Here is a 24,668-nt window from a genome sequence, read left to right as displayed (position 1 = left end):
ATCAGTCTTCTGTCATTTGCGATCATTGAGCGACCTGGCGGCGCGGCCGTATCGTCCTGAGCGAACAACAAGAAACCCAGGAGCTACTCCCGTGACCGCACTGAACCTGCATCCCCAGGCCGCCGCTTCCCTGGCCAGCTGGCACCAGATGGTGGCCGCCAGGAACCTCTCCAACCTGCCGCAACTGCTGGCGCCCAACGCGGTGTTCCGCTCGCCCATGGCGCATTCGCCCTACCCCAGCGCGCCGGTGGTGTCGACCATCCTCAACACCGTGTTGCAGGTGTTCGAGAACTTCACCTACCACCGCGAGCTGGCCACCGGCGACGGCCTGAACGTGGTGCTGGAATTCAGCGCCACGGTGAACGGCAAGGACCTCAAGGGCATCGACATGATCCGCTTCGACGAGCACGGCAAGATCATCGAGTTCGAGGTGATGGTCCGCCCGCTCAGCGGCCTGCAGGCCCTGGGTGAGGAAATGGGTCGCCGCCTGGCGCCCTATCTGGCGGCCGCGAAGGCGAAGTCGGCCAGCTGAGATTGCCCGCCAGGGGGATTTCTGCTGGGATGGGCCATCCCTGCATCAAGGAAATCCCCATGGCCTCCTTTGAGGAACTCTTCTCCATCGGCGAGGGCTTCGACGCCTTCGTCGCCCACGGCCTGCCCGGCGAGATCGCCGGCGTGCGCAAGGTCCAGCAACAGCTGGCCGAGCCCGGCACGATCAGCGCCGACACCCTGCGCCGCGTCGAGGCCATCGAGGGCCGCTACCGCCTGCTGATCGCCGGCGAAATGTGGTGCCCCGACTGCCAGATCAACGTCACCGTGATGGACTATCTGCAGCGCCTGCAACCGCGCGTGCAGTTGGCGGTAATCACCAAGGGCCGCGCCGAGGACAACCTGCGCGAGCGCATGGCGCTGGAGCGCGTCCTGATTCCGGTGGTGCTGGTGCTCGATGCTGAGTTCCAGCCGGTGGGCCGCTTCATCGAACGGCCGCAGGAGGTGGTGGCGGGCGGCGATGCGCTCAAGCCCGCGTACCGCGCGGGGGAATATCTGGAGAGCACGCTGACGGATTTGCTGGAGCTGTTCGAGCAGGCGGAAGGTCGGGCGTAAGCGCAGCCGCCGAAACGGCGGCATCGACCAGTAGCGGCGCGCCAGACGCGCGATCGCGGGCATGGCCCGCTCCTACAATCCCCCGAACCCGCAGTCCGTTGTAGGAGCGAGCCATGCTCGCGAACCGCCCAACGCCGCAACCGCCAGGCAGATCGTTCGCGAGCAAGCTCGCTCCTACGAAAAGCCAAGAAAAAGCCCCGCGATGCGGGGCTTTTGCGTTCAGGCCGGGCGGGTCACAGGGAGTACTTCACCGTGAACATCAGGTTGCGCGGCTCGCCGTAGTTCAGGTTGCCGAAGCTGATGCCGCTGTAATAGTACTTGTCGAAGATGTTGTTGAAGTTCACCCGGGTATCGATGTGCTCGTTGACCTTGTAGCCGACCATGGCGTTGGTCACCGTGTAGCCGCCCTGCTGGAAGCCGGTGGAGGTGTCTTCGGTCTGGCTCTGGGTCACCAGGTTGCCGCCCACGCGCCACTGGTGCAGCTCGCCCGGCAGGGTGTAGCTGGTGGCGAGCTTGAACAGATGGCGCGGCTTGGTCGGATCAAAGGGCTTGCCGACGTTGTCCTCGTTGCTGTCGTGCTTGTACTTGGCGTCGACGTAGGTGTAGCCGGCCATGGCCTGCCAGTTCTCGGTCAGCGCGCCGCTGACCTCCATGTCCACGCCCTGGCTGCGGACCTTGCCCGAGGCGCGCGAGCAGTAGATCGAGGTCGGCGAACTGGGGCACGGCGAGGGGCCGCTGGTGTCGTCGGTGGCGCGGTTTTCCTGGTCGATCTGGAACAGCGCGAGCTGGGTGTTCAGCGTGCCGCCGAAATGCTCGCCCTTCAGGCCGATCTCGTAGTTCTTGCCGGTGATCGGGTCGACCAGGCTGCCGCTGGAATCGAAGTTGCTCTGCGGCTTGAAGATGTCGGTGTAGCTGGCATAGACCGAGTAGACCTCGTTCAGGTCGTAGACCACGCCGGCGTAGCGGGTGACGTTGCGGGTCACCTTCTGGGTGCCGGTGTCGTTGTGCGGGTCGGCCTCGTACCAGTCCAGGCGGCCGCCGAGGATGACTTTCAGCGGGTCGGCGACGTTCAGGCGGGTGGTGACGTAGGCGCCCTTCTGCTCCTGGTCGAGCTTCATGTTCCACAGGTTCATGTCGATTTTCGGCTTCTGCACCGAGCCCGGGTTCCATTTCGTCGGGTCGAACGGGGTCATCGGCGAGCCGTCGTTGTAGTTCAAATCGCCCCAGCCGCCGTGGCCGTCGAAGCGCTCTTCGCGGTAGCTGCCGCCGAACACCAGTTCATGCTCGCGGCCGAAGGCCTGGAACGGGCCGTTGGCGAAGGCGTCGTAGCTCTGGTGGTCGTCGGTGTAGGCGTACTGGCCCGGCCCCTGGATCATGGTCGGGCAGCCTTCGGTGTAGTAGCAGCTGTTGTACAGGCCGAGCATGTCGATGCGCGCCCACAGCTTGTCGGCGGCGACCTTCATCTGCCAGCCATTGTCGAAGCGGTGCACCACATCGCCGAACAGGTGGGTGGTGGTGGTATCCCAGTAGGACCAGTCGGCGCCGTAGTAGTCGGAGCGCTTGAGGTCCAGGTGACGGCCACCCAGCGGCGCCGGCAGGCCCACCCAGTTGTCGTTCTTGTTGTCGTTCTGGTAGGACGCGCCCAGGGTCAGGGTGGTGTCGGGGTTGAGGTCGGCCTCGGTGATGCCATAGAGCACGCCGCGTTCGCCGCTGACCACGTCCTGGAAGCTGTCGTGGGTCTCGTAGGCTGCCACGGCCCGGCCGCGCAGGGTGCCTTCGCTGTTCAGCGGACCGGACACGTCGACCTGGCTGCGGTAGCGGTCCCAGGTGCCGGCGCTGCCTTCCAGGCTCAGGTGGAAGTCCTGAGTCGGGCGCTTGCGCACCATGTTGACGGCGGCGGCCGGGTTGCCGGCGCCCTGCATCAGGCCCGTGGCGCCGCGCACCACTTCGACGCGGTCGAACATCGCCAGGTCCGCGGCGGAAATCACGTCCTGGGTGTAGGTGGAGATGCTGGTGGCCAGGCCGTCGTACATGATGTTGTCGACGTCGAAGCCGCGCGCGGCGTAGCTCACCCGCGCGGGGCCGTACTGCTGCACGGTCATGCCGGTGACGCCGCGGATCGCGTCGTCGAGGTCCTGCATGTTCTGGTCCTCCATCTGCTGGCGGGTGACCACGCTGACCGATTGCGGCGTCTCGCGCACCGTCATGTTCAGCTTGGTGGACGTCTGCATCACGCCGGTGGTGTAGGAACCGGTGCCCTCGGTGGTGCCGGGCGCCACGCTGGCGGCGCCGACGATCTCGGTGGCACCCAGGTCGACGCTGTCATCACTCGACGCAGCGCTTCGCGCGGTGCCGCTGACCTGCGCGCTCTGGCCGGTGACCGTGCCCTGCAAGCCACTGTCCGCCAACAGACGTGCGAGCGCCTCGCCCGGCTCCATGCTGCCCCGAAGCGCCGGCGCGTCGACCTTGGCGACCTCGGCATGATCGTAAGCAATGCGCAGGCCGCTGGCGGACTGCAGTTGCGCCAGGGAAACGGCCAGGGGCTGCCTGGGCAAATCGACCGCCACCGGCGCCGCAGCGGCGGAAAGTGCGAGGGTGGAGAGACTGAGCAGGAGCGCGCCGGAGGCTACGTCTTTCATCTGCAGGAGGATCCTTGGTGCGAGGTTTTACGCTCTGTCGGCGCAATGACTCGGGTTGGCGATGACCGGCGTCGGCCGCCGGCGGGGAGCCAAAGTGTATGCAGATGTAAATTACTTGTAAATGCGAATACGTCTTACTTGATGCGCGTGATCGGCTGTTCCCCCACTCGCGGCCGGCCAATGCCGTAGGAGCGGACTTCGTCCGCGATGGTTACTCGCAACGCCGTGGCAGACCGGAGCGGTGGGGACTCGATCGCGGACGGAGTCCGCTCCCACCTGAGGCACCACGACGGGCCCCGCCCTCTCCCCCGCCCTCTCCCTGAAGGGAGAGGGAGCCGTCCATGCAGGCTGACGCCACAGTTTCAGCCTGCACCGATCCAGTCCCCTCTCCCTTCAGGGAGAGGGTTAGGGAGAGGGGAAAATCGCCAGCAGGGGACTTCAGATAAAGACAGTTGTTCCTACCGGGATAGACCTGCACTGGGCCCCCGCCCTCTCCCCCGCCCTCTCCCTGAAGGGAGAGGGAGCTGTCCGTGCGGGCTGATGTCATGGATTCCTCCTGCACCGATCAGTCCCCTCTCCCTTCGGAGCGGGGCGCGCAGCCAGGGTTTGGGAGAGGGAATCCCGGGACGAACTGTCAGAGAAAAACAGTTGCCCCTACGCGCGATCTGGGCGCGTCTCCAGCATGAACTCGATGAACGCCCGCACCCGCGATGGCACGTGGCGCGCATAGGGGTAGATCAGCAGGAAGGGCCGCGTCGTCTGCCCGTAGTCCTTCAGTACCTCCACCAGCGCGCCTCGCTCGAGTTCTTCCTGCACGGTGAAGCGATAGGCCTGCATCAACCCGCCGCCGCACTTGGCCAGGGTCGCGGTGGCCAGGTAGTCCTCCAGCACGGTGACGCTGCCGGGCGTCTCGATCTCCACCGCCTTGCCGTTGATACGGAAGGTCCAAGGCACACGCCGCCCGGTGCTGGGCAGTTCGAACTGGATGCATTCGTGCCCGGCCAGGTCCTCCGGCGTTTGCGGCGTACCGGCACGAGCCAGGTAGTCCGGCGTGGCCACTACCACCTCCTCCGCGTCCTCCAGGTGTCGCGCCACCAAGCTGGAATCCGCCGGGTCGCGGCCGCGGATCGCCAGGTCGAAGCCCTCATTGGCGAAGTCGATGTTGCGGTTGCTGACGTGCACGTCCACCTGCACCTGCGGGTAGCGCCGGCGAAACGCCGGCAGCCGCGGGAACAGCCGGTAATGCGCATAGGGCGTGGGTACGCTGATGCGCAGGCGCCCGGCGGCGATGCTCTGCCCGCCGCTGACGGCACGCTCGGCGTCCACCAGTTGGGTCAGCGCCTGCCGGCATTGCTCGAAGTAACTGCGGCCGTCGTCGGTCAGGCGCATCTGCCGGGTGGTGCGGACGAACAGGCGCACGCCCAGGCGCTCTTCCAGCCGCGCCACCGAGCGGCTCACCGCGGCGGGCGTGATGCCCGCCTCGTTGGCGGCGGCGGTAAAGCTGCCGGTTTCCGCCGCCAGGCAGAACAGCTCGATGCTGCCCAGTTGCAGGTCGTCGAAGTGGCGGGTCATGGGGCGGCTCGATTGATTACATGGGGTATCAATTCAAATGCCATGCGCCTCATTTTTCAAGCCGCCGTTGGAGCCTAGATTTACCTCCAGGACGCGGGCACCCCGCCCCGCCTCACTTCGGAGACATCACCATGAGCAAGACCGTCATCGTCACCGGCGCCTCCAGCGGCCTCGGCTTCGCCATCGCCCGCGCCTACCTGGAGCGCGGCTACAACGTGGTCGGCAACGCCCGCACCCAGGCGCGCCTGGACGAAGCCGCCGCCCGCCTGGGCAACCCGCACAACTTCCTCGCCGTGGCCGGCGACATCGCCCGGGCGGACACCGCCAAGCGCCTGTTCGCCCAGGCCATCGAAGCCTTCGGCAAGGTGGACATCCTGATCAACAATGCAGGCATCTTCATTCCCAAGCCGGTCACCGAGTACACCGAGGACGAGGTCAACGCCATCGTCGGCACCAACCTGATGGGGTTCTTCTACCCCTCCCAGGCGGCCGCGCAGCACATGGCCGCCAACGGCTCGGGGCATATCGTCAGCATCACCGCCTCCATCGCCCTGCAGCCCAACGTGAAGGTCCCGGCACTGCTGCCGGTGCTGATCAAGGGCGGCCTGAACAGCGCAGTGCGCGGCCTGGCCCTGGAGCTGGCCGCCTCCCACGTGCAGGTCAACGCGGTGGCGCCGGGGATCATCGAGACCCCGCTGCACGCCGATGACGAAGGCACTCGCGCCTTCCTGCGCGGCCTGTCGCCCAGCGGCACGATCGGCTCCCCCCAGGACATCGTCGACGCCGTGCTATACCTCACCGACTCGACCTTCGTCAGCGGAACCATCCTCAACGTCGACGGTGGCTCCACCACCGGCGTCTTCTAACCCTGCCCACCCTGAAACGGAGAACCGCCATGCCCTACGTGAACATCCAGGTGACCGACGAAGGCGTGACCGCCGACGAGCGCCGCCAGCTCATCGAAGGCGTCACCGAACTGCTGGAGCGCGTCCTGCGCAAGCCGCCCGCGAGTACCTTCGTGGTGATCCAGGAGATCCCCACCGACAGCTGGGGCGTCGGCGGTGAAACCGTGAAGGCGCTGCGCGCCAGGCAGAAAGCCGGCAGCTGACGCAGCGGGCACGCCGGGGGCCGCACGACGCCTCCGGCGCTTGCCATGCACCAAGCTGGTGCTGATAGGATCGCAAGGCCTATCCGCACCCATCGACAACCGAGGCATGGAATGCTCGCCGCGCTCAAGCGTTATCCGCTACAGGTCAACCTGCTGCTCAGCGGCGCCTTCCTGCTCACCCTGGGGCGCGCCATCACCCTGCCCTATCTGGTGATCTACCTTTCCACCCAGTTCGGCCTGCCCGTCAACCACATTGGCCTGGTCATGGGTGGCGCGCTGTTCGGCGGCTCGCTGCTCAGCCTGTACGGCGGCTTCCTGATCGACCGCCTGCCCGGCTTCCGCCTGATCCTGGGCTTCGGCAGCTGCTTCGTCGCGGCCTTCGCCGGCATGCTGCTGACCCACCAGCTGTGGCTGTTCTTCCTGTTTCTGCTGGGCTTCAACTTCGCCTATTCGGTCACCGACGTGGTGGTGAAGACCATCTTCGGCCGACTGCTGCCGGCCGGCGAACAGGGCCGCGCGTTTTCCATCCGCTACACGCTGATCAACCTCGCCTACGCCATTGGCCCCTTCATCGGCGCCGGCCTCGCGCACTGGAGCCTGCACCTGCCGTTCGTGCTCTCGGCGAGCCTGGGCCTAGTGTTCCTGCTGGCCTTCGCCCGCTATGGCGACCGCGACATGCGCCCGGCCGAAGGCGTGGCGCCGCCCTCCTTCCTCGCGGTGATGGGCGTGCTGGCCAAGGACCATCGGCTGATGTTCTTCACCATCGGCGGGGTGCTCACCGCCGTGGTGTTCGGCCAGTTTTCCGCCTACCTCTCGCAATACCTGGTGGCCACCGGTACGGCGGAGTACGCCTACCAGGTGATCCAGACGCTGCTGGGGGTCAACGCGGTGACGGTGATCGCCCTGCAGTACCTGCTGGGCAAGCGCATCGGCAACGCGCACCTGCAACGCTGGCTGATCGTCGGCCTGGGGCTGTTCGTGCTGGGCATCGTCGGCTTCGGCCTGTCCCACAGCCTGGTGCACTGGGGCCTGGCGATGGTGGTGTTCACCCTGGGCGAGATCATCGTGATCCCGGCGGAATACATGTTCATCGACCGCATCGCGCCGCCGCACCTGCGCGGCGTGTACTACGGCACGCAGAACCTGGCCAACCTGGGCGGTGCTTTCGGGCCGATCCTGGTGGGCTACTTCCTCGCGCTGTTCGCGCCGCATTGGGTGTTCGTCATGCTCAGCGCCTTCATCGTCGGCGGCGGGGTGTTCTACGTGCTCGGCTCGCGGCTCAGCCAACGCCAGGCCGACGGGGGTTGACCTCAAGTCCGCTTGAACCGGGATGCTGGTTGCCTCGACTGACGCGAAGGAACCCGCCATGCCCTGCACCCTTGCCCTTTTCACCCTTGCCATCGGCCTGGGCGCCACGCTGCTGATGGACGGCTGGGCCCTCCTGCGCCGCCACCTGCTGGGCGTGCCGGCGCTGGACTATGCCCTGGTCGGCCGCTGGGTAGGGCACATGCCGCGCGGCCAGTTCCGCCACGCCGCCATCGGCAAGGCCGCGCCGGTGGCCGGCGAACGCGCGCTGGGCTGGGCGATCCACTACCTGACCGGCATCGTCTTCGCCGCCGCCCTGGTCACCTTCACCGGCAGCGACTGGCTGTGGCAGCCCACCCTGGTGCCGGCGCTGCTGCTGGGCGTGGGCACAGTGGCGCTGCCGTTCCTGCTGATGCAGCCGGCACTGGGCCTGGGCATCGCCGCAGCGAAAACCGCCAACCCGGCCAAAGCACGCCTGCACAGCCTGATCACCCATGCGATCTTCGGCCTGGGCCTGTACCTGACGGCGAGGTTGCTCGCAGCCTTGACCTGAACTCCCTGAACCGGCGCCTTCTGGGCTACCCTTTCTGCACGACCGAGAGCAGGAAAGCCCAAGGATGAGCCGAATCGTCATAGCCGACCCACACCCGTTCATGCTCGCCGCCCTGAATCGACGCCTGGTGGATGCCGGGCACGAGGTGGTCGGCGAGGCCAGCGATGGCCGCGAAGCGCTGGAACTGGTGAAACGCCTGCACCCCGACCTGCTGCTTTTCGAGCTGGACCTGCCGCGCCTGGGCGGCCTGGAGTTGCTGCGGCGCCTGCACCGCGACTGGCCGCAGCAGAAGACCCTGGTCTTCACCCATCTGCCCGCGGCGCACTACCAGGGCATGTGCCTGGAGGCCGGCGCACGCGGCTTCGTCCACAAGAGTGACCGCCCGGAGGAGCTGGACGATGCCGTGCGCCTGGTGCTCGGCGGGCGCAGCGTGTTTCCCGCCCAGGCGCCGCACGCGGCCAGCGAGGCGGCTGGCAGCGACGAACACATTACCCCGCGCGAACTGACGGTGCTGCAGTACCTGTCCCAGGGCTTCCGGGTCAAGGACATCGCCGAGGAACTGGCGATCAGCGACCGCACCGTCAGCACCTACAAGGCGCGCCTGCTGGAGAAGACCCAGACCGACTCGCTGGTGGACCTGGTGCAGGCCGCCAAGGTCAAGGGCCTGCTCAACAACAGCGTGATGGAAGGCCTGGCGCAGAAACCCACGGCGCCGGCGAGCAAGTCCGAGGACCTCGCGCGGCTGCTGGACATCCTGCCCAACCCCGTCAGCCTCTGGAGCCGCGAGGGCAAATTGCTGGCGTGCAATCCCGAGTTTCTCGCCCTGCATGAAGGCAGCGAGGAAGAGTTGCTCGGCTCGCCGATCTTCAAGCTCGGGCTGGTGGCCGAGGAAGACGTCGCCCAGGCTCGCCGCGTCTTCCTCTCCGGCGCCGCCGGCAACGAGCCCTTCACCCTGATCACCAACGCCACCGTGCGTGGCGAGCAACGGATCGTTCGGCTGATTGCCGTGCCGCTGCAGGAGGACAACGGCCACCCCATCGGCGTGCTCGTTTCCTTCGTCGACATCACTGAGCACGAGCGCGATGTGGAACGCCTGCAGCAGGAGAACGCCTACCTGGACAGCCTTCGCACCTCCCGCTCGCGCTATCTGGAGCAAGGCTTCAACGACCTGCTCAAGGAAGCCCGCCAGCTGCAGGGCCTGCTCCCCGAGACCAGCCAGCGAACACCGACCCTGGTCGATATCGCCAGAGGCGTCGGCCGGATCGAGGAAAACCTGGTGATCCTGCGCGAACTGCTGCGCACCGAGTCCAACAGCGAGCCCACCGTTCCCCAGGTGTACGAGCTCAACCAACTGACCGCCAGCCTGCTCACCCACGTCACACTGCGGCCCACCGAGACGCCGCACTTCGCCTGGATCGACCCCGCGCGCTACCGCAACATGCTCAAGGCGCTGCAGTTCTCCCTGGAGCGCTCCGCACTGAAGGTTCGCGAGGCGCAGGCCAGCGTGGAGAACCTGCCCCATGGCGAACTGATCTGGCGCCTGCAGTTCATGCTGCTCCCGCAGGACAACCTGGCCGAGCGCCTGGCCGACTTTGTACAGCGCCCCAGCATGCAACTGGTGCGGATGATCTGCGAGTTGTTCAACGGCCAGTTCCAACCCGGCCGTGCGGACGAGCCGGCCAGCGCCGGATTGATCCAGCTCAAACTCGTTCGAAGTAGTTCCCCGCACTAGTGCTGGCACTACACGGCTTTCAGGCGCCCACGATGGGGGCGCCGCCCGCCTGATCCGATGCTTGCCCCATAGCCCTCTCGCTATGGAGCAGCATCATGAAATTCCTACCCTCGCACACCCAACCCCACACCTCCTGCCCCAGCCACCTGCGCATCCTGTGCATTGCCGTGGCACTGGGCAGCGCCGGCCTGCCGCTGACGATCATGGCCAGCGACGCCCTGCCCCAGGGCGGCAACGTCGTCTCCGGCAGCGGCAGCATCAGCCAGAACGGCGCCGAGATGACGGTGAACACCCAGGGCGCGCGCACCGCGATCAACTGGCAGCGCTTCAACGTCGGCCCGGACAACAAGATCACCTTCAACCAACCCGACGGCAAATCCGTCACCCTCAACCGCGTCATCGGCAGCGACCCGTCGAAAATCTACGGCGCGGTCACGTCCAACGGCCAGCTGATCCTGGTCAACCCCAACGGCGTGTGGATCGGCCCCAAAGCCCACATCAGTTCCAGCGCCCTGGTGGCCAGCGCCGGCTTCCTCACCGAGGAACAGGCCAAGCAGTTCGCCGAGACCGGCAAGCTGGATATCCAGCTCACCGGTAACGTCACCAACCAGGGCCGCATCACCGTGCACGACAATGGCATGGTCGCCCTGCTCGGCGCCCAGGTGAACAACGCCGGCGTCATCCAGGCGCGCAAGGGCATGGTGCAACTGGCCACCGGCCCGCAGGCGACCCTGGACTTCCACGGTGACGGCCTGTTGAACATCGCCGTGAGCGGCGAGCCGGGTGAACCCGGCAGCGTCGACTCCAGCGTGACCGGCGGCGTGCACAACAGCGGCGAGATCGACGTCGGCAACGGCACCGTGGCCATGAGCGCCGCCCGCGCCGCCAAACACCTGGACTCGGTGATCAACGTGGGCGGCAACGTCGTGGCCGACTCCGTCTCCACGGACGGCGGCACCATTGTGCTGGGCAACTCCGCGCAGACCAACGTCACCGGCAACCTCAGCGCTAAAGGCGTGAACGGCGGCCAGATCAAGGCCCTGGGCGACGAGGTGAACATTGCAGGCTCCGCCAAACTCGATGCCAGCGGCACACAAGGTGCTGGCGGTAAGGTACTGGTGGGCGGTAGCTACCAGGGCCAAGGGCCGGAGCAGGCGGCCAGGAACACCACGGTCGCCAAGGGCGCCCAGCTGAAAGCTGACGGCAAGACCGATGGCGGCCAAGTGGTGGTCTGGAGCGACGGGAAGACCAATTTCGCCGGCAACGCCAGCGCCCAGGGCGGGCAGAAAGGCGGTGTGGTCGAGACGTCCGGCAAGCAGCTACGGATCACCAGCGACGCCCAAGTCAATACCAACGGCCCGGTCAAGGGCAACTGGCTGCTGGATCCCGAGACGGTGAACATCTTCAGCGATGCGCAGGCCGACGCCGGCGTGGCCAATGGCTCGGCCAATGGCCCGAGCACTGCCGACCTCTGGAATGTATCGGTCAGCGCCATCGTCAACGGTTTGGCCAACGGCAACGTGGAGGTCGCCGCCAGCCATCGCATCAACGTCAACACGGCGATTGTCGCTACCAATATCGGCCAGGATGGTAACGGCAATGCCAGCACCCTGGCACTGATCGCCACCGGGAACCCCGTGCAGGGGCAATCCTACCAAGGCACCGATCTGTCCAGTGACAGCGGATCGGTCTACATCAACGCGCCAATACTTCTCAAGGATGGCAACCTGTTCATCGCGGCCACTGGCGACATCCGCCTGAACAACAATGGCGGGGATTACAGCCAACGTGCCGTCATCGATGTCGGCAATGGCATCGCCTGGCTGCGTACGTCCAACGTTGCCTCGATCATCCAGCAGGAAGGCACCGCGGTGATGGGCAAGCAGGTCGCTCTGGAAGGCGCCAGCGTGCGCATGGAAAGCGACCTCAACTACGCCGGAACCCTGGCCGGGAAAGCCAGCAACGGCGTGTTCCGCTTCAACCAGACCAATGCGACCGGTACCACCTCTGTCGGAACTGTGACTGCACCCTTCTCGGGTGAAAGCCTCTCCGGCGTGACCGCCCAGCAACTGGTCTACCGCGGATACCAGGACGTCGTTGCCGATCCGTCGCAGATGTACGGCGCCAACCCCCGCACGGTCACGCTGTCGACCCAGGATGGCTCGTCGTTCGACTACCTGGTATTCGAAGCCACTGGTTTCGCCACCCCCGATGGCAAAGGCGGCTACCGCGAGATCGACCCCGCCGTCCTGCTCAATTACCTGGATAGCTCGGACTACCTGGTCAGCGGCCTGACCTTCAAGGACGCCTCGGGTGTGACGTGGAAGATCGCCCCGGACGCCAGCAACGCGAGTCTGACGAGCGTCACGCGAATCGATACGGATGGCTCTTCGACCACCGGCACCCTGCCGGTCGGCTTCTCGATAGACGCCAACGGCGGACTGCAGGTCGTCTCGACGGCCAACACGCATGGGTGGGGCGTCGAGCCCTACACCTTCATCCACGGCGCCTCTGATCAGAAGGAGATCCAGCACAACGCACAGGATGGCAGCAGCCAGCAACTGGTCGTGAACCTGGGCGGTAAGTACGACTCGGTCGAAGCCATCATCTCCAATCTGATCAACGACACGCCCTGGCTACAGAAAGCGGACAAGACAGGGCCTACTCTGGCTTCCGGCGAACAGGCACTGGAGCGCGCGCGGGTTCACTTCTACGAGACGGTGGACAAGACCTCCGAGCCGGGCGTGATCATCAACAACGCAGCACCGGCAACCGTGACGGTGACAGCGGATGACAAGACGCGTGAGTACGGCGACGCCAACCCGGCACTCACCCAGACCACGACCTATGACAGCCACGCCCAGGCGGTGAAGGGTCTGGACGATTATGTGAACCAGCAACTGGGCCGCAGTGGTATCCAGGTCGATACCCCGACCACGTCGGCCACGGCGCGCAGTGATGTGAAAGCCGGTGGATACGACATCACCAATCAGATCACCAGCGACGAGCGCTCCCAGGGACGTTACAAGATCGAAGACCGCAAAGGCACGCTGGATGTCCAGCAGGCCGAGCTGAGGGTCGAGGCCGACCCGCAGAGCAAAGTCTATGGCGATCGGGACCCGGCGCTGACCTACCAGGTCAGCGGGCAGAAGTTTGGCGAGAGCGCCAGCACGCTGGTTGCGGGCGATGCCTCAAGGACAGCTGGCAACAACGTCGGAAGCTACGCCATCCAGCAGGGTGGTGTGGATAGCCTGTCGGGCAACTACCGGATCAGTTTCGTCGGCAACCAGATGCAGATCACCCCAGCAACGCTGGAGGTGACCGCCCATCAACAGTCCAAGGTCTACGGCGATGCCGACCCGTCCCTGAGCTACTCAGTCAACGGCTTGCGCAACGGCGACGAAGACAGCGCCGTACTCAATGGCGGCAAGCTGGCGCGTGAAGCCGGCGAAAATGTCCGGTCGCAGGGGTATGGCATCCACCAGGGCGACCTGGCTCTGGCCAGCAGCAACTACACGCTGGTCTTCAAGGACGGAAACCTGCAGATCACTCCAGCCGAGTTGGTGGTAAGCGCAGACAGCAAGAGCAAGACCATCGGCCAGGCCGATCCGGCCCTTACCTATGAGGTCAGCGGTCTGAAGAATGGCGACAGCGCCGATGTGGCCAAAGGCTCTCTCAGCCGGGCGCCCGGCGAGAATGTCGGCAACTATGCCATCGGCGAGGACACCCGGTTCCATGCCGGCGCCAATTACACCGTGGTGTTCCGCGACGGCACGCTGACCATTACCGGCCCGCTGGCGCCGATCGATCCGGTGATTCCGGTCGATCCCGTGACGCCGATCGAGCCAGTCCCGCCGCTGAATCCTGTCCCGGCCAGTCCGACCGCTGCACCAACAGCACTGCCAGTCACCGCGCAATCGCCGGGCAACACCCGCTGCGATGCGCTGGAGTCGCCCAGCGCAGTCTCCGCCAATTACAGCGTTTCGCCGGCGATTGCGCGGACCTACAGCGTCCAGCTGATCTGCAAACCGCGCTCCTACGAAGGCCAGACCAGCACCACGCCCGATATTCGTGACGTGCTCACCTACGCCAACAGCCTGTTCAAGGATGGCCACTTCATCGTCCCCGAGGCCAAGCGCAGCGTGATTCCCCACGACCTCACCCCCACTACCAAGGGAGGGAAATAGCCATGAAAGGCATTCCTTCGAAACTGCACGTCCTCGCGGTTGCCGTGTGCTCCGCCCTGCTGCTGGTCCAGGCCCCGGCATTTGCCGGGCCCAAGGCCCAGCTGGACCCCGGCCGGGTGGAAATCCCGCGCCCCGATGGCACCCGCGAAAGCGCCACCCAGATGCCCTCGATCCTGCAACTGCCCGACACCGTCGTGGTGCCCGGCGTCGAAGCGCCGCCCGCCGAAATGGTGGTGAACCCCAATGACACCGCCCGCTTCCAGGTGGACAAGGTGGTCATCCGCGGCACCACGCTCTACGCACCGGCCGCCTTCGCACCGCTCACCGCGAGGCTCGAGGGCCACCGGGTGACCCTCGGCGAGGTCAACGCCGTGGTCGCGCAGATCACCCAGCGCTATCGCCAGGCCGGGTTCCTGCTGGCCCGCGCCTACCTGCCCGAACAGCGCCTGGAGAATGGCGAACTGGTCATCCAGGTGTTCGAGGGCCGGGTCAACGAGGTCAAGCTGCAAGGCGACAGCAACACGGCGGTGCAACGCTATGCCGACAACATCCGCCGCGAAGTGCCGCCGAAAAGCGCCACCATCGAGCGCAACCTGCTGCTGATGAATGACCTGTCCGGCCAGCAAAGCCGCGCCACCCTGGCCGCCTCGCCGGTGGAACAGGGTACCGACCTGATCGTCGACAACCAGATTCGCAAGTACGAAGGTTTCTTCGGTTTCGACAACCGTGACAGCCGCTACTTCGGCCCCTGGCAGGTGTATGGCGGGGTCGGCGTCAACGACCTCACCGGCCATGGCGATCACCTGGGCATCCGCGCCGGGCAGTCGGTGGAAGGCGACAAGATGACCTTCTTCGAAGGCCAGTACGATCTGCCGGTAGGCGGCCAGGGCGATGTGGTGAGCTTCCTCGCCCAGCACAACGACGGCCATGCCGACACCTACTCCTTCCTCAACGCCAACAGCTCCGGCGACACCTTCGCGGTGCGCATCACCCGCCCGTGGGTCCGCCAGCGCGACCAGACCTTCAAGACCTCGGCGGCCTTCACCTGGTACAACGGCAAGTCCGAATACCTGGACGACCCGCACAATCCGCCCTCCAGCGACGACCGCATCCGCGCCATCCGCCTGGGCGCCAGCTACGACTTCTTCGATGATTTCGGTGGCAAGAACCTGGTCAAGGCCGAGCTGAGCAAGGGCCTGAAGATCATGGGCGCCAGCCAGGAGGACCGCGCCAACCCGTCCCGCGAGGGTGGCAAGACCGACTTCACCAAGCTGCAGGTGGACGCCCAGCGGCTGCAGGATCTTTCGAAAATCATGGATGGCCTGAACCTGTATGTTGCCGCCACCGCGCAGACATCGTTCGGCCAGGCGCTGCTCAGCCCCGAGCAGTTCGGCGTCGGCGGCAGCGAGTTCGGGCGCGGCTACGACCCGTCGGAAATCACCGGCGACAAGGGCTTCGCGATGAAAACCGAGCTGCAGTACAACCGCATCCACACCTTCAGGGACTACGCCGTGCCGACGCAGTACTACGCCTTCTGGGACTTCGGCAAGGTCTGGAGCGAGGATCCGAACTGGATCAGCAGCGAAAGCCTGTCGTCCACCGGCGTCGGCGCTCACCTGCAGGTCTACAAGGACACCTATGTGTCGCCGGAAGTCGCCTTCCCGTTGACCCGTTCGGTCTCGGCCAAGGAGCTCGATGACGACAACGGCAAGGCGCCGCGTTTCTACCTGAACTTCCTCAAGCTCTTCTGAGTAATCACCCGGCGGCCGGCACGGCCGGCCGCCGCCAACCGGAGGCTACCGCCATGCAAAACCCGGATCTCCTCACCCTGCGCTGCGTGCGCTCCACCGCCTACAACAACGAACTCGCGGCGGAGCTGCTGCGCGAGCTCGCCCCCTTCATCGAAAGCGACGAGCTCAACCGCCGCCTGCGCTGCGCCGCCCGCCAACTGATACGCGACGCCGATGCGCTGGAAGGCGCGTATCAGCAGATGGCTTCGTCGAACGAGTGAGCCAAGGCTGATCGATCGCGGACAGAGCCCGCTCCCACCTCGGTTACTCCGCTTGAGTTGTTCGAAGAAGCGACGGTCGTCCTCTGGTGTCGCGTACCGAGAATCTCCTTCCCCCCTCTCCCTGACCCTGGCTGCGCGCCCCGCTCCGCAGGGAGAGGGGACCGTTCGGTGCCGGATGAGACGACCACAGCGTCAGTCGGCACAATCTGCTCCCTCTCCCTCTGGGAGAGGGCTGGGGTGAGGGGCAAGCGTCGGCACAAACTTGCCAGAAAGAAGACAGTTCCCCTACCCAACCGCCCCTGCCGGCACGCCGTCGATGGGGCCTTCGTAAGAGCGGACGGCGTCCGCGATGGTTCCAAACCAACCCTTGCAACTTCCTGTTAGTACGCGCTGCGCGATCGCGGGCATGGCCCGCTCCTACAGGATCATCGATTATGCGTGCTGCGCACCGGCGCGCTTGAGCAGCTGCTTGCACCGCTCGGACAGGTGCACCACCCGCAGGTGCTTGCCAGCCTTGGCGTAGCGCTCGCGCAGGGTCATCAGCGCGGCGATCGCCGAGTAGTCGACGAAGCTCAGGTGCGCGCAATCCAGGGTCACCTGCTGCGGGTCGCCGGCCGGGTCGAACTGGTTGAGAAAGGACGTGGTGGACGCGAAGAACAGCGTGCCATGCAGGCGGTACAACTTGCTGCCATCGGCCTCGTCATGGACGTCGGCGTACAGCTCGCGGGCATGCTTCCAGGCGAAATCCAGCGCGGCCACGACGATGCCGCAGAACACCGCGACGGCCAGGTCCGTCGCCACGGTGATGGCGGTCACCGCGACGATCACCAGCACATCGCTGCGCGGCACCTTGTTCAGCACCCGCAGCGAGGCCCAGGCAAAGGTCTGCTGGGACACCACGAACATCACCCCCACCAGCGCCGCCAGCGGAATGCGCTCGATCAGCGGCGAGAGGAACAGCACGAAGAGCAGGATCATCCCCCCGGCCACCACGCCGGAAAGCCGGCCACGGCCACCCGAGCTGAGGTTGATCACGGTCTGCCCGATCATCGCGCAGCCCCCCATGCCGCCGAACGCGCCCGAGACCATGTTGGCCGCGCCCAGTGCCACGCATTCGCGGTCGGGGAAGCCGCGGCTCTCGGTGATCTCGTCGGTGAGGTTGAGCGTGAGCAGGGTTTCCAGGATGCCGACCATGGCCATCAGGAAGGCGTACGGCGCGATGATCCGCAGGGTCTCCAGGTTCCATGGGATTGCCGGCCATGCGAACTGCGGCAGGCCGCCGGCGATGTGCGCCATGTCACCCAGGGTGCGCGTGGGCAGGCCGAGCAGGTAGACCAGCAGGCCGACGCCGAGGATCGCCACCAGCGCCGGCGGCACCGCCCGGGTCAGTTTCGGCAGCCCGTAGACCACCGCCATGGTCAGCGCCACCAGACCCAGCATCAGGTACAGCGGGTTGCCGCTGAGCCAGTGCCCGCCGTCCTTGAAGTGTTCCAGCTGGGCCAGCGCGATGACGATGGCCAGGCCGTTGACGAAACCGAGCATCACCGGGTGCGGCACCATGCGCACCAGCTTGCCCAGGCGCAGCAGGCCGAACAGGATCATCACCACGCCGCCCAGCAACACCGTGGCCAGCAGGTACTGCACGCCGTGCTGGACCACCAGCGCGACGATCACCACCGCCATCGAACCGGCGGCGCCGGACACCATGCCGGGGCGGCCGCCGAACAGCGCGGTCAGGGTGCAGAGGAAGAAGGCGCCGTACAGGCCCATCAGCGGATTGAGGTGGGCGACCAGGGCGAAGGCGATGCACTCGGGCACCAGCGCGAAGGACGTGGTGAGTCCGGCCAGGACATCGGCACGCAGGCGGGCGGGTTTCATGTTTCTACTCGGAGCGGGGATCACGAAGGGCCGGCAATGGTACGGAAATCCGCCCTGCCCGGCCACCTGCCCATCCCGTTTCGAGGCAGGTCAGGCCTTGGCGGGCGCCGCTGCACCGTTGAGGAACAGTTGCTCGAGCACGGTCGCCGAGCTGGAACTGGCCGCCCGCCCGCGCCGCTCGGCATCGACCATGCCGTAGATCATCGAGAGGAAGAGTTCGGTGAACACCGCCGCGGTGACATCGATGCGCAACGCGCCGGACTGCTGGCCGCGAAGGAAGAAGGCATCCAGCGCGTTGCTGTAGGACTGCCAGCGAGCGTCGACGCACGGATCGAGGCTGTCGGGACTGTACTGGAACATCAGGAACACCAGCACTTCGCGATGCGTCAGGTGCTCCTGGATCAGCTTGCGCAGCGCGGTCAGCGGCTCGGCGGTCTCCAGCTCGCAATTGCTGACGACCTGGTTGAGCACCCGCTCGCCGTACCCCATGAGCATTTCCACCAGGTTGTCGCGCGTGCCGCAGAAGCGGTGCAGCGTCGCCTTGCTCACCCCTGCCGACTCCGCGAGCTCCTTCAGCGTCGCCCGCGGGCGGTCGACGATAGCGGCGGCAAGCGCCTTGAGGAGTCGTTCATCGTGGGCTGAGAGTGTCATGGAGGCCTCTTGTCAGGTGGCGGATCGTCTCATTGTGCAGAAAAAGACCTTTCTTTTGAAAGGTCGTGACACATTTTATACCTTCATGAAGCATATGAGACTTTATTGACTCATTTTGAATTTGAAAGGATCATACGCGCCTTTCCAGATAGACAGACCCCGGGTGAAACATGGGCAGGTTGCGTGCAATAGGGACAATCAGTGCGTTGGTCGCCGCGTTGGCACTGGCGGGATGCGGCCAATCCGGCGAGCCGCAGGCGGCCGCCGAAACGGCACGCCCCGTGGATGTGGTGGCGGTGACGACCGAAGCCCTCACCTTGACCTCGGAATTGCCAGGGCGCATCGAACCGATGCGCGTCGCCGAGGTGCGCGCGCGGGTGGCGGGCATCGTGGTGCAGAAGCGCTTCGAGGAAGGCGCCGACGTCAAGGCCGGCGACCTGCTGTTCCAGATCGACCCGGCCCCGCTGAAGGCCGCCGTGGCCCGCGCGGAAGGCGACCTGGCGCGCGCCCAGGCGGCGCAGCAGGAGGCCCAGGCCCGGGTGAAGCGGTATGAACCGCTGGTGAAGATCGAAGCGGTCAGCCAGCAGGACTTCGACACCGCCACCGCCGACCTGCGCAGCGCCCAGGCGTCGGTGCGCTCGGCCCAGGCAGACCTGGAAACCGCACGGCTGAACCTGGGCTACGCCTCGGTGAAGGCGCCGATTTCCGGGCGCATCGGCCGCGCGCTGGTGACCGAAGGCGCGCTGGTCGGCCAGGGCGACGCCACGCTGATGGCGCGCATCCAGCAGCTCGACCCGATCTACGCCGACTTCACCCAGCCGGTGGCCGACGCCCTGCGCCTGCGTGAAGCACTGAAGAGCGGCAACCTAGCCGCCGGCCAGAGCCAGGCCCTGACCTTGCGCGTCGAGGGCACACGGTACGAGCGCCAGGGCGAGTTGCTGTTCAGCGATATCTCGGTGGACCGCGGCACCGGCCAGGTCTCCCTGCGCGGCAAGTTCGACAACGCCGATGGTCTGCTGCTGCCGGGCATGTACGTGCGCGTCACCGCCCCGCAGGGCACCGACGCCCAGGCCATTCTCGTGCCCCAGCGCGCCGTGCAGCGTGCCACCGACGGCACCGCCCACGTACTGGTGATCGGCGCAGACAGCCGCGTCGAGACCCGGCCGGTGGTGACCGGCGCCATGCAGGGTTCGCGCTGGCAGATCAGCCAGGGTCTGGCCAGTGGTGACCAGGTCATCGTCGGCGGGCTCACCGGCCTGCAGCCGGGCGCCAAGGTCGAAGCCCGTCAGGCACAGCAACAGCAGGCGTCGCGCCAGTAAGGCGAAAGTCGCCGCGAGGAATTCTCATGTCACTGTTCTTCATCAAGCGCCCCAACTTCGCGTGGGTGGTGGCGCTGTTCATTTCCCTGGCCGGCCTGCTGGCCATCCCGCTGCTGCCGGTGGCCCAGTACCCCAGCGTCGCGCCGCCGCAGATCACCGTCACTGCCACCTACCCCGGCGCCTCCGCGCAGGTGCTGGTGGACTCGGTCACCAGCGTGATCGAGGAAGAGCTCAACGGCGCCAAGGGCCTGCTCTACTTCGAATCCACCAGCAACTCCAACGGCATGGCCGAAGTGGTGGTCACCTTCCAGCCCGGCACCAACCCGGAACTGGCCCAGGTGGACGTGCAGAACCGCCTGAAGAAGGCCGAGGCGCGCCTGCCGCAAGCCGTGCTCACGCAAGGGCTGGAGGTCGAGCAGACCAGCGCCGGCTTCCTGCTGATCTACGCGCTGAACTACAAGGAAGGCTCCGCGCGCACCGACACCACGGCGCTGGGCGACTACGCCGCTCGCAACATCAACAACGAGCTGCGCCGCGTACAAGGCGTCGGCAAGCTGCAGTTCTTCTCCTCCGAAGCGGCCATGCGGGTGTGGATCGACCCGCAGAAGCTGGTCGGCTACGGGCTGTCCATCGATGACGTGGGCAACGCCATTCGCGGGCAGAACGTGCAGGTCCCGGCCGGCAGCTTCGGCGCCTCCCCCGGCAACGCCGAGCAGGAGCTGACCGCCACCCTCGCCGTGAAAGGCACCCTGGACGACCCGGCGGAATTCGGGCGCATCGTCCTGCGCGCCAACCCGGACGGCTCCAGCGTGAAACTGGCCGACGTCGCACGCCTGGAAGTGGGCAGCGAGAGCTACAACTTCACCGCGCGCCTGGATGGCAAGCCCACCGTGGCCGGCGCCATTCAGCTCTCCCCCGGCGCCAACGCCCTGCAGACCGCCGCGCTGGTGAAGCAGCGGCTGGCCGAGCTGTCGGTGAACTTCCCCGCCGACGTCGAATACTCCGTGCCCTACGACACCTCGCGTTTCGTCGACGTGGCCATCGAGAAGGTGATCCACACCCTGCTCGAAGCCATGGTGCTGGTGTTCCTGGTGATGTTCCTGTTCCTGCAGAACGTGCGTTACACGCTGATCCCGGCCATCGTGGTGCCGGTGTGCCTGCTCGGCACGCTGACGATGATGTACCTGCTGGGCTTCTCGGTGAACATGATGACCATGTTCGGCATGGTGCTGGCCATCGGCATCCTGGTGGACGACGCCATCGTGGTGGTGGAGAACGTCGAGCGGATCATGGCCGAGGAAGGCCTCTCCCCGGCGGCCGCGACGGTCAAGGCGATGGGCCAGGTCTCCGGCGCGATCGTCGGCATCACCCTGGTGCTGTCGGCGGTGTTCATGCCGCTGGCGTTCATGGCCGGCTCCGTGGGCGTGATCTACCAGCAGTTCTCCCTGTCGCTGGCGGTGTCGATCCTGTTCTCCGGCTTCCTCGCCCTCACCTTCACCCCGGCGCTGTGTGCGACGCTGCTCAAGCCGATCCCCGAAGGCCACCACGAGAAGCGCGGCTTCTTCGGCGCCTTCAACCGCGGCTTCGCCCGCCTGACCGAACGTTACACCCTGCTCAATACCGCGCTGGTGAAACGTGCCGGGCGCTACATGCTGATCTACGCCGGCATCGTCGCCCTGCTCGGCTACAGCTACCTGCGCCTGCCGGAGTCCTTCGTGCCGGTGGAAGACCAGGGCTACATGATCGTCGATATCCAGCTGCCGCCGGGCGCCACCCGTGCGCGGGCCGACGTCACCGGCCAGGAGCTGGAGCAGTTCCTGAAATCCCGCGAGGCCGTGGCGTCGTCCTTCCTGGTGATGGGCTTCAGCTTCTCCGGCATGGGCGAGAACGCCGCGCTGGCCTTCCCGACCCTGAAGGACTGGTCCGTGCGTGACAAGTCGCAGTCCGCCGAGGCGGAAACCGCGGCAGTCAACGAGCGTTTCGCCGGTATCAGCGACGGTGCGATCATGGCCGTCACCCCGCCGCCGATCGATGGCCTGGGCAACTCCGGCGGCTTCTCGCTGCGCCTGCAGGACCGCGCCGGCCTGGGTCGCGACGCGCTGCTGGCGGCCCGCGACCAGTTGCTCGGCCAGGCCAACGGCAACCCGAAGATTCTCTACGCCATGATGGAAGGCCTCGCCGAAGCGCCCCAGCTGCGCCTGGAGATCGACCGCGAAAAGGCACGCACCCTGGGCGTGAGTTTCGAGTCCATCAGCAGCGCGTTGTCCACCGCCTTCGGCTCGGCGGTGATCAACGACTTCGCCAACGCCGGCCGCCAGCAACGCGTGGTGGTGCAGGCCGAACAGGGCGACCGGATGACCCCGGAAGCCGTGCTCAAGCTCTACGTGCCCAACAACGCCGGCGAGTTGGTGCCGCTCTCCGCCTTCGTCAGCACCCGCTGGGAAGAAGGCCCGGTGCAGCTGGCGCGCTACAACGGCTACCCGACCATCCGCATCGCCGGCGACGCCGCACCCGGCGTCAGCACCGGCGAAGCCATGGCGGAAATGCAGCGCCTGGTGAGCGAGCTGCCGCACGGCATCGGTTACGAATGGACCGGCCTCTCCTACCAGGAGAAGGTCGCCAGCGGCCAGGCCACGCAGCTGTTCGCCCTGGCGATCCTGATGGTGTTCCTGCTGCTGGTGGCGCTCTACGAGAGCTGGGCGATCCCGCTGTCGGTGATGCTCATCGTGCCCATCGGCGCCCTGGGCGCGGTGCTCGCGGTGACGGTCACCGGGCTGCCCAACGACGTGTATTTCAAGGTCGGCCTGATCACCATCATCGGTCTGGCGGCGAAGAACGCGATCCTCATCGTCGAGTTCGCCAAGGAGCTCTGGGAACAGGGCCACAGCCTGCGCGACGCCGCGATCCAGGCCGCGCGCCTGCGCTTCCGCCCGATCATCATGACCTCCATGGCCTTCATCCTCGGCGTGGTGCCGCTGGTGCTCGCCAGCGGCGCCGGCGCCGCCAGCCAGCGCGCCATCGGCACCGGGGTGATCGGCGGGATGCTCAGCGCCACGCTGCTCGGGGTGATCTTCGTGCCCATCTGCTTCGTCTGGCTGCTGTCGCTGCTGCGTCGCCAGCCCAAACCTGCGCATCAACCCACGGAGGCCGCGCGATGATCACCCTGCGCACACCCGCCTTTGCCACCAGCGCGCTTACCCCAAGCGTGCTGGTGCTGGCGATGATTCTGGGCGGTTGCTCCCTGGCGCCCACCTACGAGCGCCCCGAGGCACCGGTTGCACAGCGCTGGAGCGGCCCCGCCGCCCAGCCCGGCGCCGCCGCCAGCCACCTCGACTGGCAGACCTTCATCGTCGACAGCGAACTGCGCGAACTGGTCAGCGTGGCGCTGGACAACAACCGCTCCCTGCGCCAGACCCTGCTGGACATCGAACAGGCCCGCGCGCAATACCGCATCCAGCGCGCCGACCGCGTGCCGGGGCTGAACGCGGCCGCCAACGGCAATCGCCAGCGCCTGCCGGCGGACCTGTCCAACGGCGGCGGCTCGGCGGTGAGCAGCAGCTACCAGGTCGGCCTGGCGCTGCCCGAGTACGAACTGGACCTGTTCGGCCGGGTGAAGAGCCTGACCGACGCGGCGCTGGAGCAGTACCTGTCCAGCGAAGAAGCCGGGCGTAGCGCGCGCATCGCGCTGATCGCCGAAGTCAGCCAGGCCTATCTCACCTACGACGGCGCCCAGCGCCGCCTGCAGCTGACCGAGCAGACCCTGGCCAGCCGCGAGGATTCGCTCGGGTTGATCAGCCAGCGGCGCAGCGCCGGCGCGGCCACCGCGCTGGACTACCAGGAAGCGCTGGGGCTGGTGGAACAGTCCCGCGCCGAGCTGGAAAGCAACGCGCGGCAGAAGCAGCAGGCGCTCAATGCCCTGGTGCTGCTGCTCGGCACCCGCGATGCCGCCCAGCGCATCCCGCAGGTGCCGCAGTCCACGCCCATGCTGATCCAGGACATCGCCCCCGGCACCCCATCCGAGCTGATCGAGCGGCGCCCGGACATCCTCGCCGCCGAGCACGTGCTCAAGGCGCGCAACGCCGACATCGGCGCGGCGCGCGCGGCGTTCTTCCCGCGCATCAGCCTGACCGGCAGCTTCGGTACCTCCAGCGCGGAAATGTCCGGGTTGTTCGACGGTGGCTCGCGTTCGTGGAGCTTCGTGCCGACCCTGTCGCTGCCGATCTTCGACGCGGGGCGCAACAGCGCCAACCTGGACCTGGCCAAGGTGCGCAAGGACTCGGCGGTGGCCGCCTACGAAGGCACCATCCAGACGGCGTTCCGCGAAGTCGCCGACGCGCTCGCGGCCACCGACACGCTGCGCCGCGAAGAGGCCGCGCGCCGGGCGCTGGCCAACACCACCGGCGAAACCCTGAAGCTGGCCAAGGCGCGTTACGAAGGCGGCGTCGACAGCCACCTGCGCTACCTCGACGCCCAGCGCAGCCACTTCATCAACGAGTCGGCCTACATCGAGACCAGCACCCAGCGGCAGATCGCCCTGGTGGATCTGTTCCGCGCGCTGGGCGGCGGCTGGAGCGGTGACGTGACGGCGCGGCGCTGATCCTTCGCCGCT

17 protein-coding genes are annotated in these 24,668 nt (G+C 66.5%); 13 read left to right on the top strand and 4 right to left on the bottom strand.

Translation table 11 applies throughout. The features are described from left to right. Nucleotides 1-91: 91 nt before the first annotated feature. Nucleotides 92-532 carry a nuclear transport factor 2 family protein gene (locus tag N0B71_RS20695; RefSeq protein ID WP_259754619.1) on the top strand — a complete coding sequence of 147 codons (441 nt, stop codon included), beginning with the start codon at nucleotides 92-94 and terminating at the stop codon, nucleotides 530-532. Between the two features lie 59 nt (nucleotides 533-591). After that, entirely contained in the window at nucleotides 592-1,104 is a 513-nt protein-coding gene (locus N0B71_RS20690; RefSeq protein WP_259754617.1) for a thioredoxin family protein, read from the top strand. Nucleotides 1,105-1,337: 233 nt separating this feature from the next. On the opposite strand, the gene N0B71_RS20685 is transcribed toward N0B71_RS20690, so the two are convergent. After that, nucleotides 1,338-3,743: a TonB-dependent siderophore receptor gene (locus tag N0B71_RS20685; protein ID WP_259754616.1), complete on the bottom strand. Its 2,406-nt coding sequence runs from the start codon at nucleotides 3,741-3,743 to the stop codon at nucleotides 1,338-1,340. Between the two features lie 654 nt (nucleotides 3,744-4,397). Continuing rightward, nucleotides 4,398-5,315 (bottom strand): LysR family transcriptional regulator, encoded by a 918-nt coding sequence (locus N0B71_RS20680; protein WP_259754615.1) that lies wholly within the window; start codon nucleotides 5,313-5,315, stop codon nucleotides 4,398-4,400. Between the two features lie 131 nt (nucleotides 5,316-5,446). On the opposite strand from N0B71_RS20680, the gene N0B71_RS20675 reads away from it, so the two are divergent. The 8 genes from N0B71_RS20675 (at nucleotide 5,447) to N0B71_RS20640 (ending at nucleotide 16,211) form a co-directional block, all read left to right on the top strand. Then, nucleotides 5,447-6,181 carry an SDR family NAD(P)-dependent oxidoreductase gene (locus N0B71_RS20675; RefSeq protein ID WP_259754614.1) on the top strand — a complete coding sequence of 245 codons (735 nt, stop codon included), beginning with the start codon at nucleotides 5,447-5,449 and terminating at the stop codon, nucleotides 6,179-6,181. A gap of 29 nt (nucleotides 6,182-6,210) precedes the next feature. Further along, nucleotides 6,211-6,423 (top strand): tautomerase family protein, encoded by a 213-nt coding sequence (locus N0B71_RS20670; protein ID WP_259754613.1) that lies wholly within the window; start codon nucleotides 6,211-6,213, stop codon nucleotides 6,421-6,423. A gap of 111 nt (nucleotides 6,424-6,534) precedes the next feature. Continuing rightward, a complete protein-coding gene (locus N0B71_RS20665; protein WP_259754612.1) occupies nucleotides 6,535-7,731 on the top strand; it encodes an MFS transporter in 1,197 nt (398 codons plus the stop codon). A 58-nt stretch (nucleotides 7,732-7,789) separates the two neighbouring features. After that, nucleotides 7,790-8,281, top strand: coding sequence for a DUF2938 domain-containing protein (locus tag N0B71_RS20660; RefSeq protein ID WP_259754611.1), 492 nt, complete (start codon nucleotides 7,790-7,792; stop codon nucleotides 8,279-8,281). Between the two features lie 64 nt (nucleotides 8,282-8,345). After that, nucleotides 8,346-10,013 carry a response regulator gene (locus tag N0B71_RS20655; protein ID WP_259754609.1) on the top strand — a complete coding sequence of 556 codons (1,668 nt, stop codon included), beginning with the start codon at nucleotides 8,346-8,348 and terminating at the stop codon, nucleotides 10,011-10,013. A 95-nt stretch (nucleotides 10,014-10,108) separates the two neighbouring features. Further along, entirely contained in the window at nucleotides 10,109-14,200 is a 4,092-nt protein-coding gene (locus tag N0B71_RS20650) for an MBG domain-containing protein (RefSeq protein ID WP_259754608.1), read from the top strand. A 2-nt stretch (nucleotides 14,201-14,202) separates the two neighbouring features. Then, nucleotides 14,203-15,951: a ShlB/FhaC/HecB family hemolysin secretion/activation protein gene (locus tag N0B71_RS20645; protein ID WP_259754607.1), complete on the top strand. Its 1,749-nt coding sequence runs from the start codon at nucleotides 14,203-14,205 to the stop codon at nucleotides 15,949-15,951. Between the two features lie 53 nt (nucleotides 15,952-16,004). After that, nucleotides 16,005-16,211 carry a hypothetical protein gene (locus N0B71_RS20640; RefSeq protein ID WP_259754606.1) on the top strand — a complete coding sequence of 69 codons (207 nt, stop codon included), beginning with the start codon at nucleotides 16,005-16,007 and terminating at the stop codon, nucleotides 16,209-16,211. A gap of 432 nt (nucleotides 16,212-16,643) precedes the next feature. On the opposite strand, the gene N0B71_RS20635 is transcribed toward N0B71_RS20640, so the two are convergent. Continuing rightward, on the bottom strand, nucleotides 16,644-18,089 hold the full coding sequence (locus tag N0B71_RS20635) for a SulP family inorganic anion transporter (protein ID WP_259754605.1): 1,446 nt from the start codon (nucleotides 18,087-18,089) through the stop codon (nucleotides 16,644-16,646). 90 nt (nucleotides 18,090-18,179) lie between these two features. Beyond that, nucleotides 18,180-18,740 carry a TetR/AcrR family transcriptional regulator gene (locus tag N0B71_RS20630; RefSeq protein ID WP_259754604.1) on the bottom strand — a complete coding sequence of 187 codons (561 nt, stop codon included), beginning with the start codon at nucleotides 18,738-18,740 and terminating at the stop codon, nucleotides 18,180-18,182. Between the two features lie 170 nt (nucleotides 18,741-18,910). Here N0B71_RS20630 and N0B71_RS20625 point away from each other — a divergent pair, with 170 nt between their 5' ends. Genes N0B71_RS20625 through N0B71_RS20615 form a run of 3 tightly spaced genes read left to right on the top strand, consistent with a single transcriptional unit; the run spans nucleotide 18,911 to nucleotide 24,656 of the window. Further along, complete coding sequence (locus N0B71_RS20625; protein WP_259754603.1) at nucleotides 18,911-20,059, top strand: MexC family multidrug efflux RND transporter periplasmic adaptor subunit; 1,149 nt, start codon at nucleotides 18,911-18,913, stop codon at nucleotides 20,057-20,059. Between the two features lie 26 nt (nucleotides 20,060-20,085). Further along, nucleotides 20,086-23,217, top strand: coding sequence for an efflux RND transporter permease subunit (locus N0B71_RS20620; RefSeq protein ID WP_259754602.1), 3,132 nt, complete (start codon nucleotides 20,086-20,088; stop codon nucleotides 23,215-23,217). 5 nt (nucleotides 23,218-23,222) lie between these two features. Beyond that, on the top strand, nucleotides 23,223-24,656 hold the full coding sequence (locus tag N0B71_RS20615) for an efflux transporter outer membrane subunit (protein ID WP_442964688.1): 1,434 nt from the start codon (nucleotides 23,223-23,225) through the stop codon (nucleotides 24,654-24,656). The last annotated feature ends 12 nt before the right edge of the window (nucleotides 24,657-24,668 follow it).

This window comes from Pseudomonas sp. GCEP-101, assembly GCF_025133575.1.
Lineage (GTDB): Bacteria > Pseudomonadota > Gammaproteobacteria > Pseudomonadales > Pseudomonadaceae > Pseudomonas > Pseudomonas nitroreducens_B.
The sequence above is the reverse complement of the archived record's forward strand: the minus strand, read 5'-3'. Positions and strand labels throughout refer to the sequence as shown.

Bases quoted from the DNA above. Each gene is read 5' to 3' on its own strand.
- N0B71_RS20670 (WP_259754613.1), top strand. From the start codon at position 6,211: ATGCCCTACGTGAACATCCAGGTGACCGACGAAGGCGTGACCGCCGAC.
- N0B71_RS20685 (WP_259754616.1), bottom strand. From the start codon at position 3,743: ATGAAAGACGTAGCCTCCGGCGCGCTCCTGCTCAGTCTCTCCACCCTC.
- N0B71_RS20625 (WP_259754603.1), top strand. From the start codon at position 18,911: ATGGGCAGGTTGCGTGCAATAGGGACAATCAGTGCGTTGGTCGCCGCG.
- N0B71_RS20645 (WP_259754607.1), top strand. From the start codon at position 14,203: ATGAAAGGCATTCCTTCGAAACTGCACGTCCTCGCGGTTGCCGTGTGC.
- N0B71_RS20690 (WP_259754617.1), top strand. From the start codon at position 592: ATGGCCTCCTTTGAGGAACTCTTCTCCATCGGCGAGGGCTTCGACGCC.
- N0B71_RS20675 (WP_259754614.1), top strand. From the start codon at position 5,447: ATGAGCAAGACCGTCATCGTCACCGGCGCCTCCAGCGGCCTCGGCTTC.
- N0B71_RS20650 (WP_259754608.1), top strand. From the start codon at position 10,109: ATGAAATTCCTACCCTCGCACACCCAACCCCACACCTCCTGCCCCAGC.
- N0B71_RS20630 (WP_259754604.1), bottom strand. From the start codon at position 18,740: ATGACACTCTCAGCCCACGATGAACGACTCCTCAAGGCGCTTGCCGCC.
- N0B71_RS20635 (WP_259754605.1), bottom strand. From the start codon at position 18,089: ATGAAACCCGCCCGCCTGCGTGCCGATGTCCTGGCCGGACTCACCACG.
- N0B71_RS20655 (WP_259754609.1), top strand. From the start codon at position 8,346: ATGAGCCGAATCGTCATAGCCGACCCACACCCGTTCATGCTCGCCGCC.
- N0B71_RS20665 (WP_259754612.1), top strand. From the start codon at position 6,535: ATGCTCGCCGCGCTCAAGCGTTATCCGCTACAGGTCAACCTGCTGCTC.
- N0B71_RS20680 (WP_259754615.1), bottom strand. From the start codon at position 5,315: ATGACCCGCCACTTCGACGACCTGCAACTGGGCAGCATCGAGCTGTTC.
- N0B71_RS20620 (WP_259754602.1), top strand. From the start codon at position 20,086: ATGTCACTGTTCTTCATCAAGCGCCCCAACTTCGCGTGGGTGGTGGCG.
- N0B71_RS20640 (WP_259754606.1), top strand. From the start codon at position 16,005: ATGCAAAACCCGGATCTCCTCACCCTGCGCTGCGTGCGCTCCACCGCC.
- N0B71_RS20660 (WP_259754611.1), top strand. From the start codon at position 7,790: ATGCCCTGCACCCTTGCCCTTTTCACCCTTGCCATCGGCCTGGGCGCC.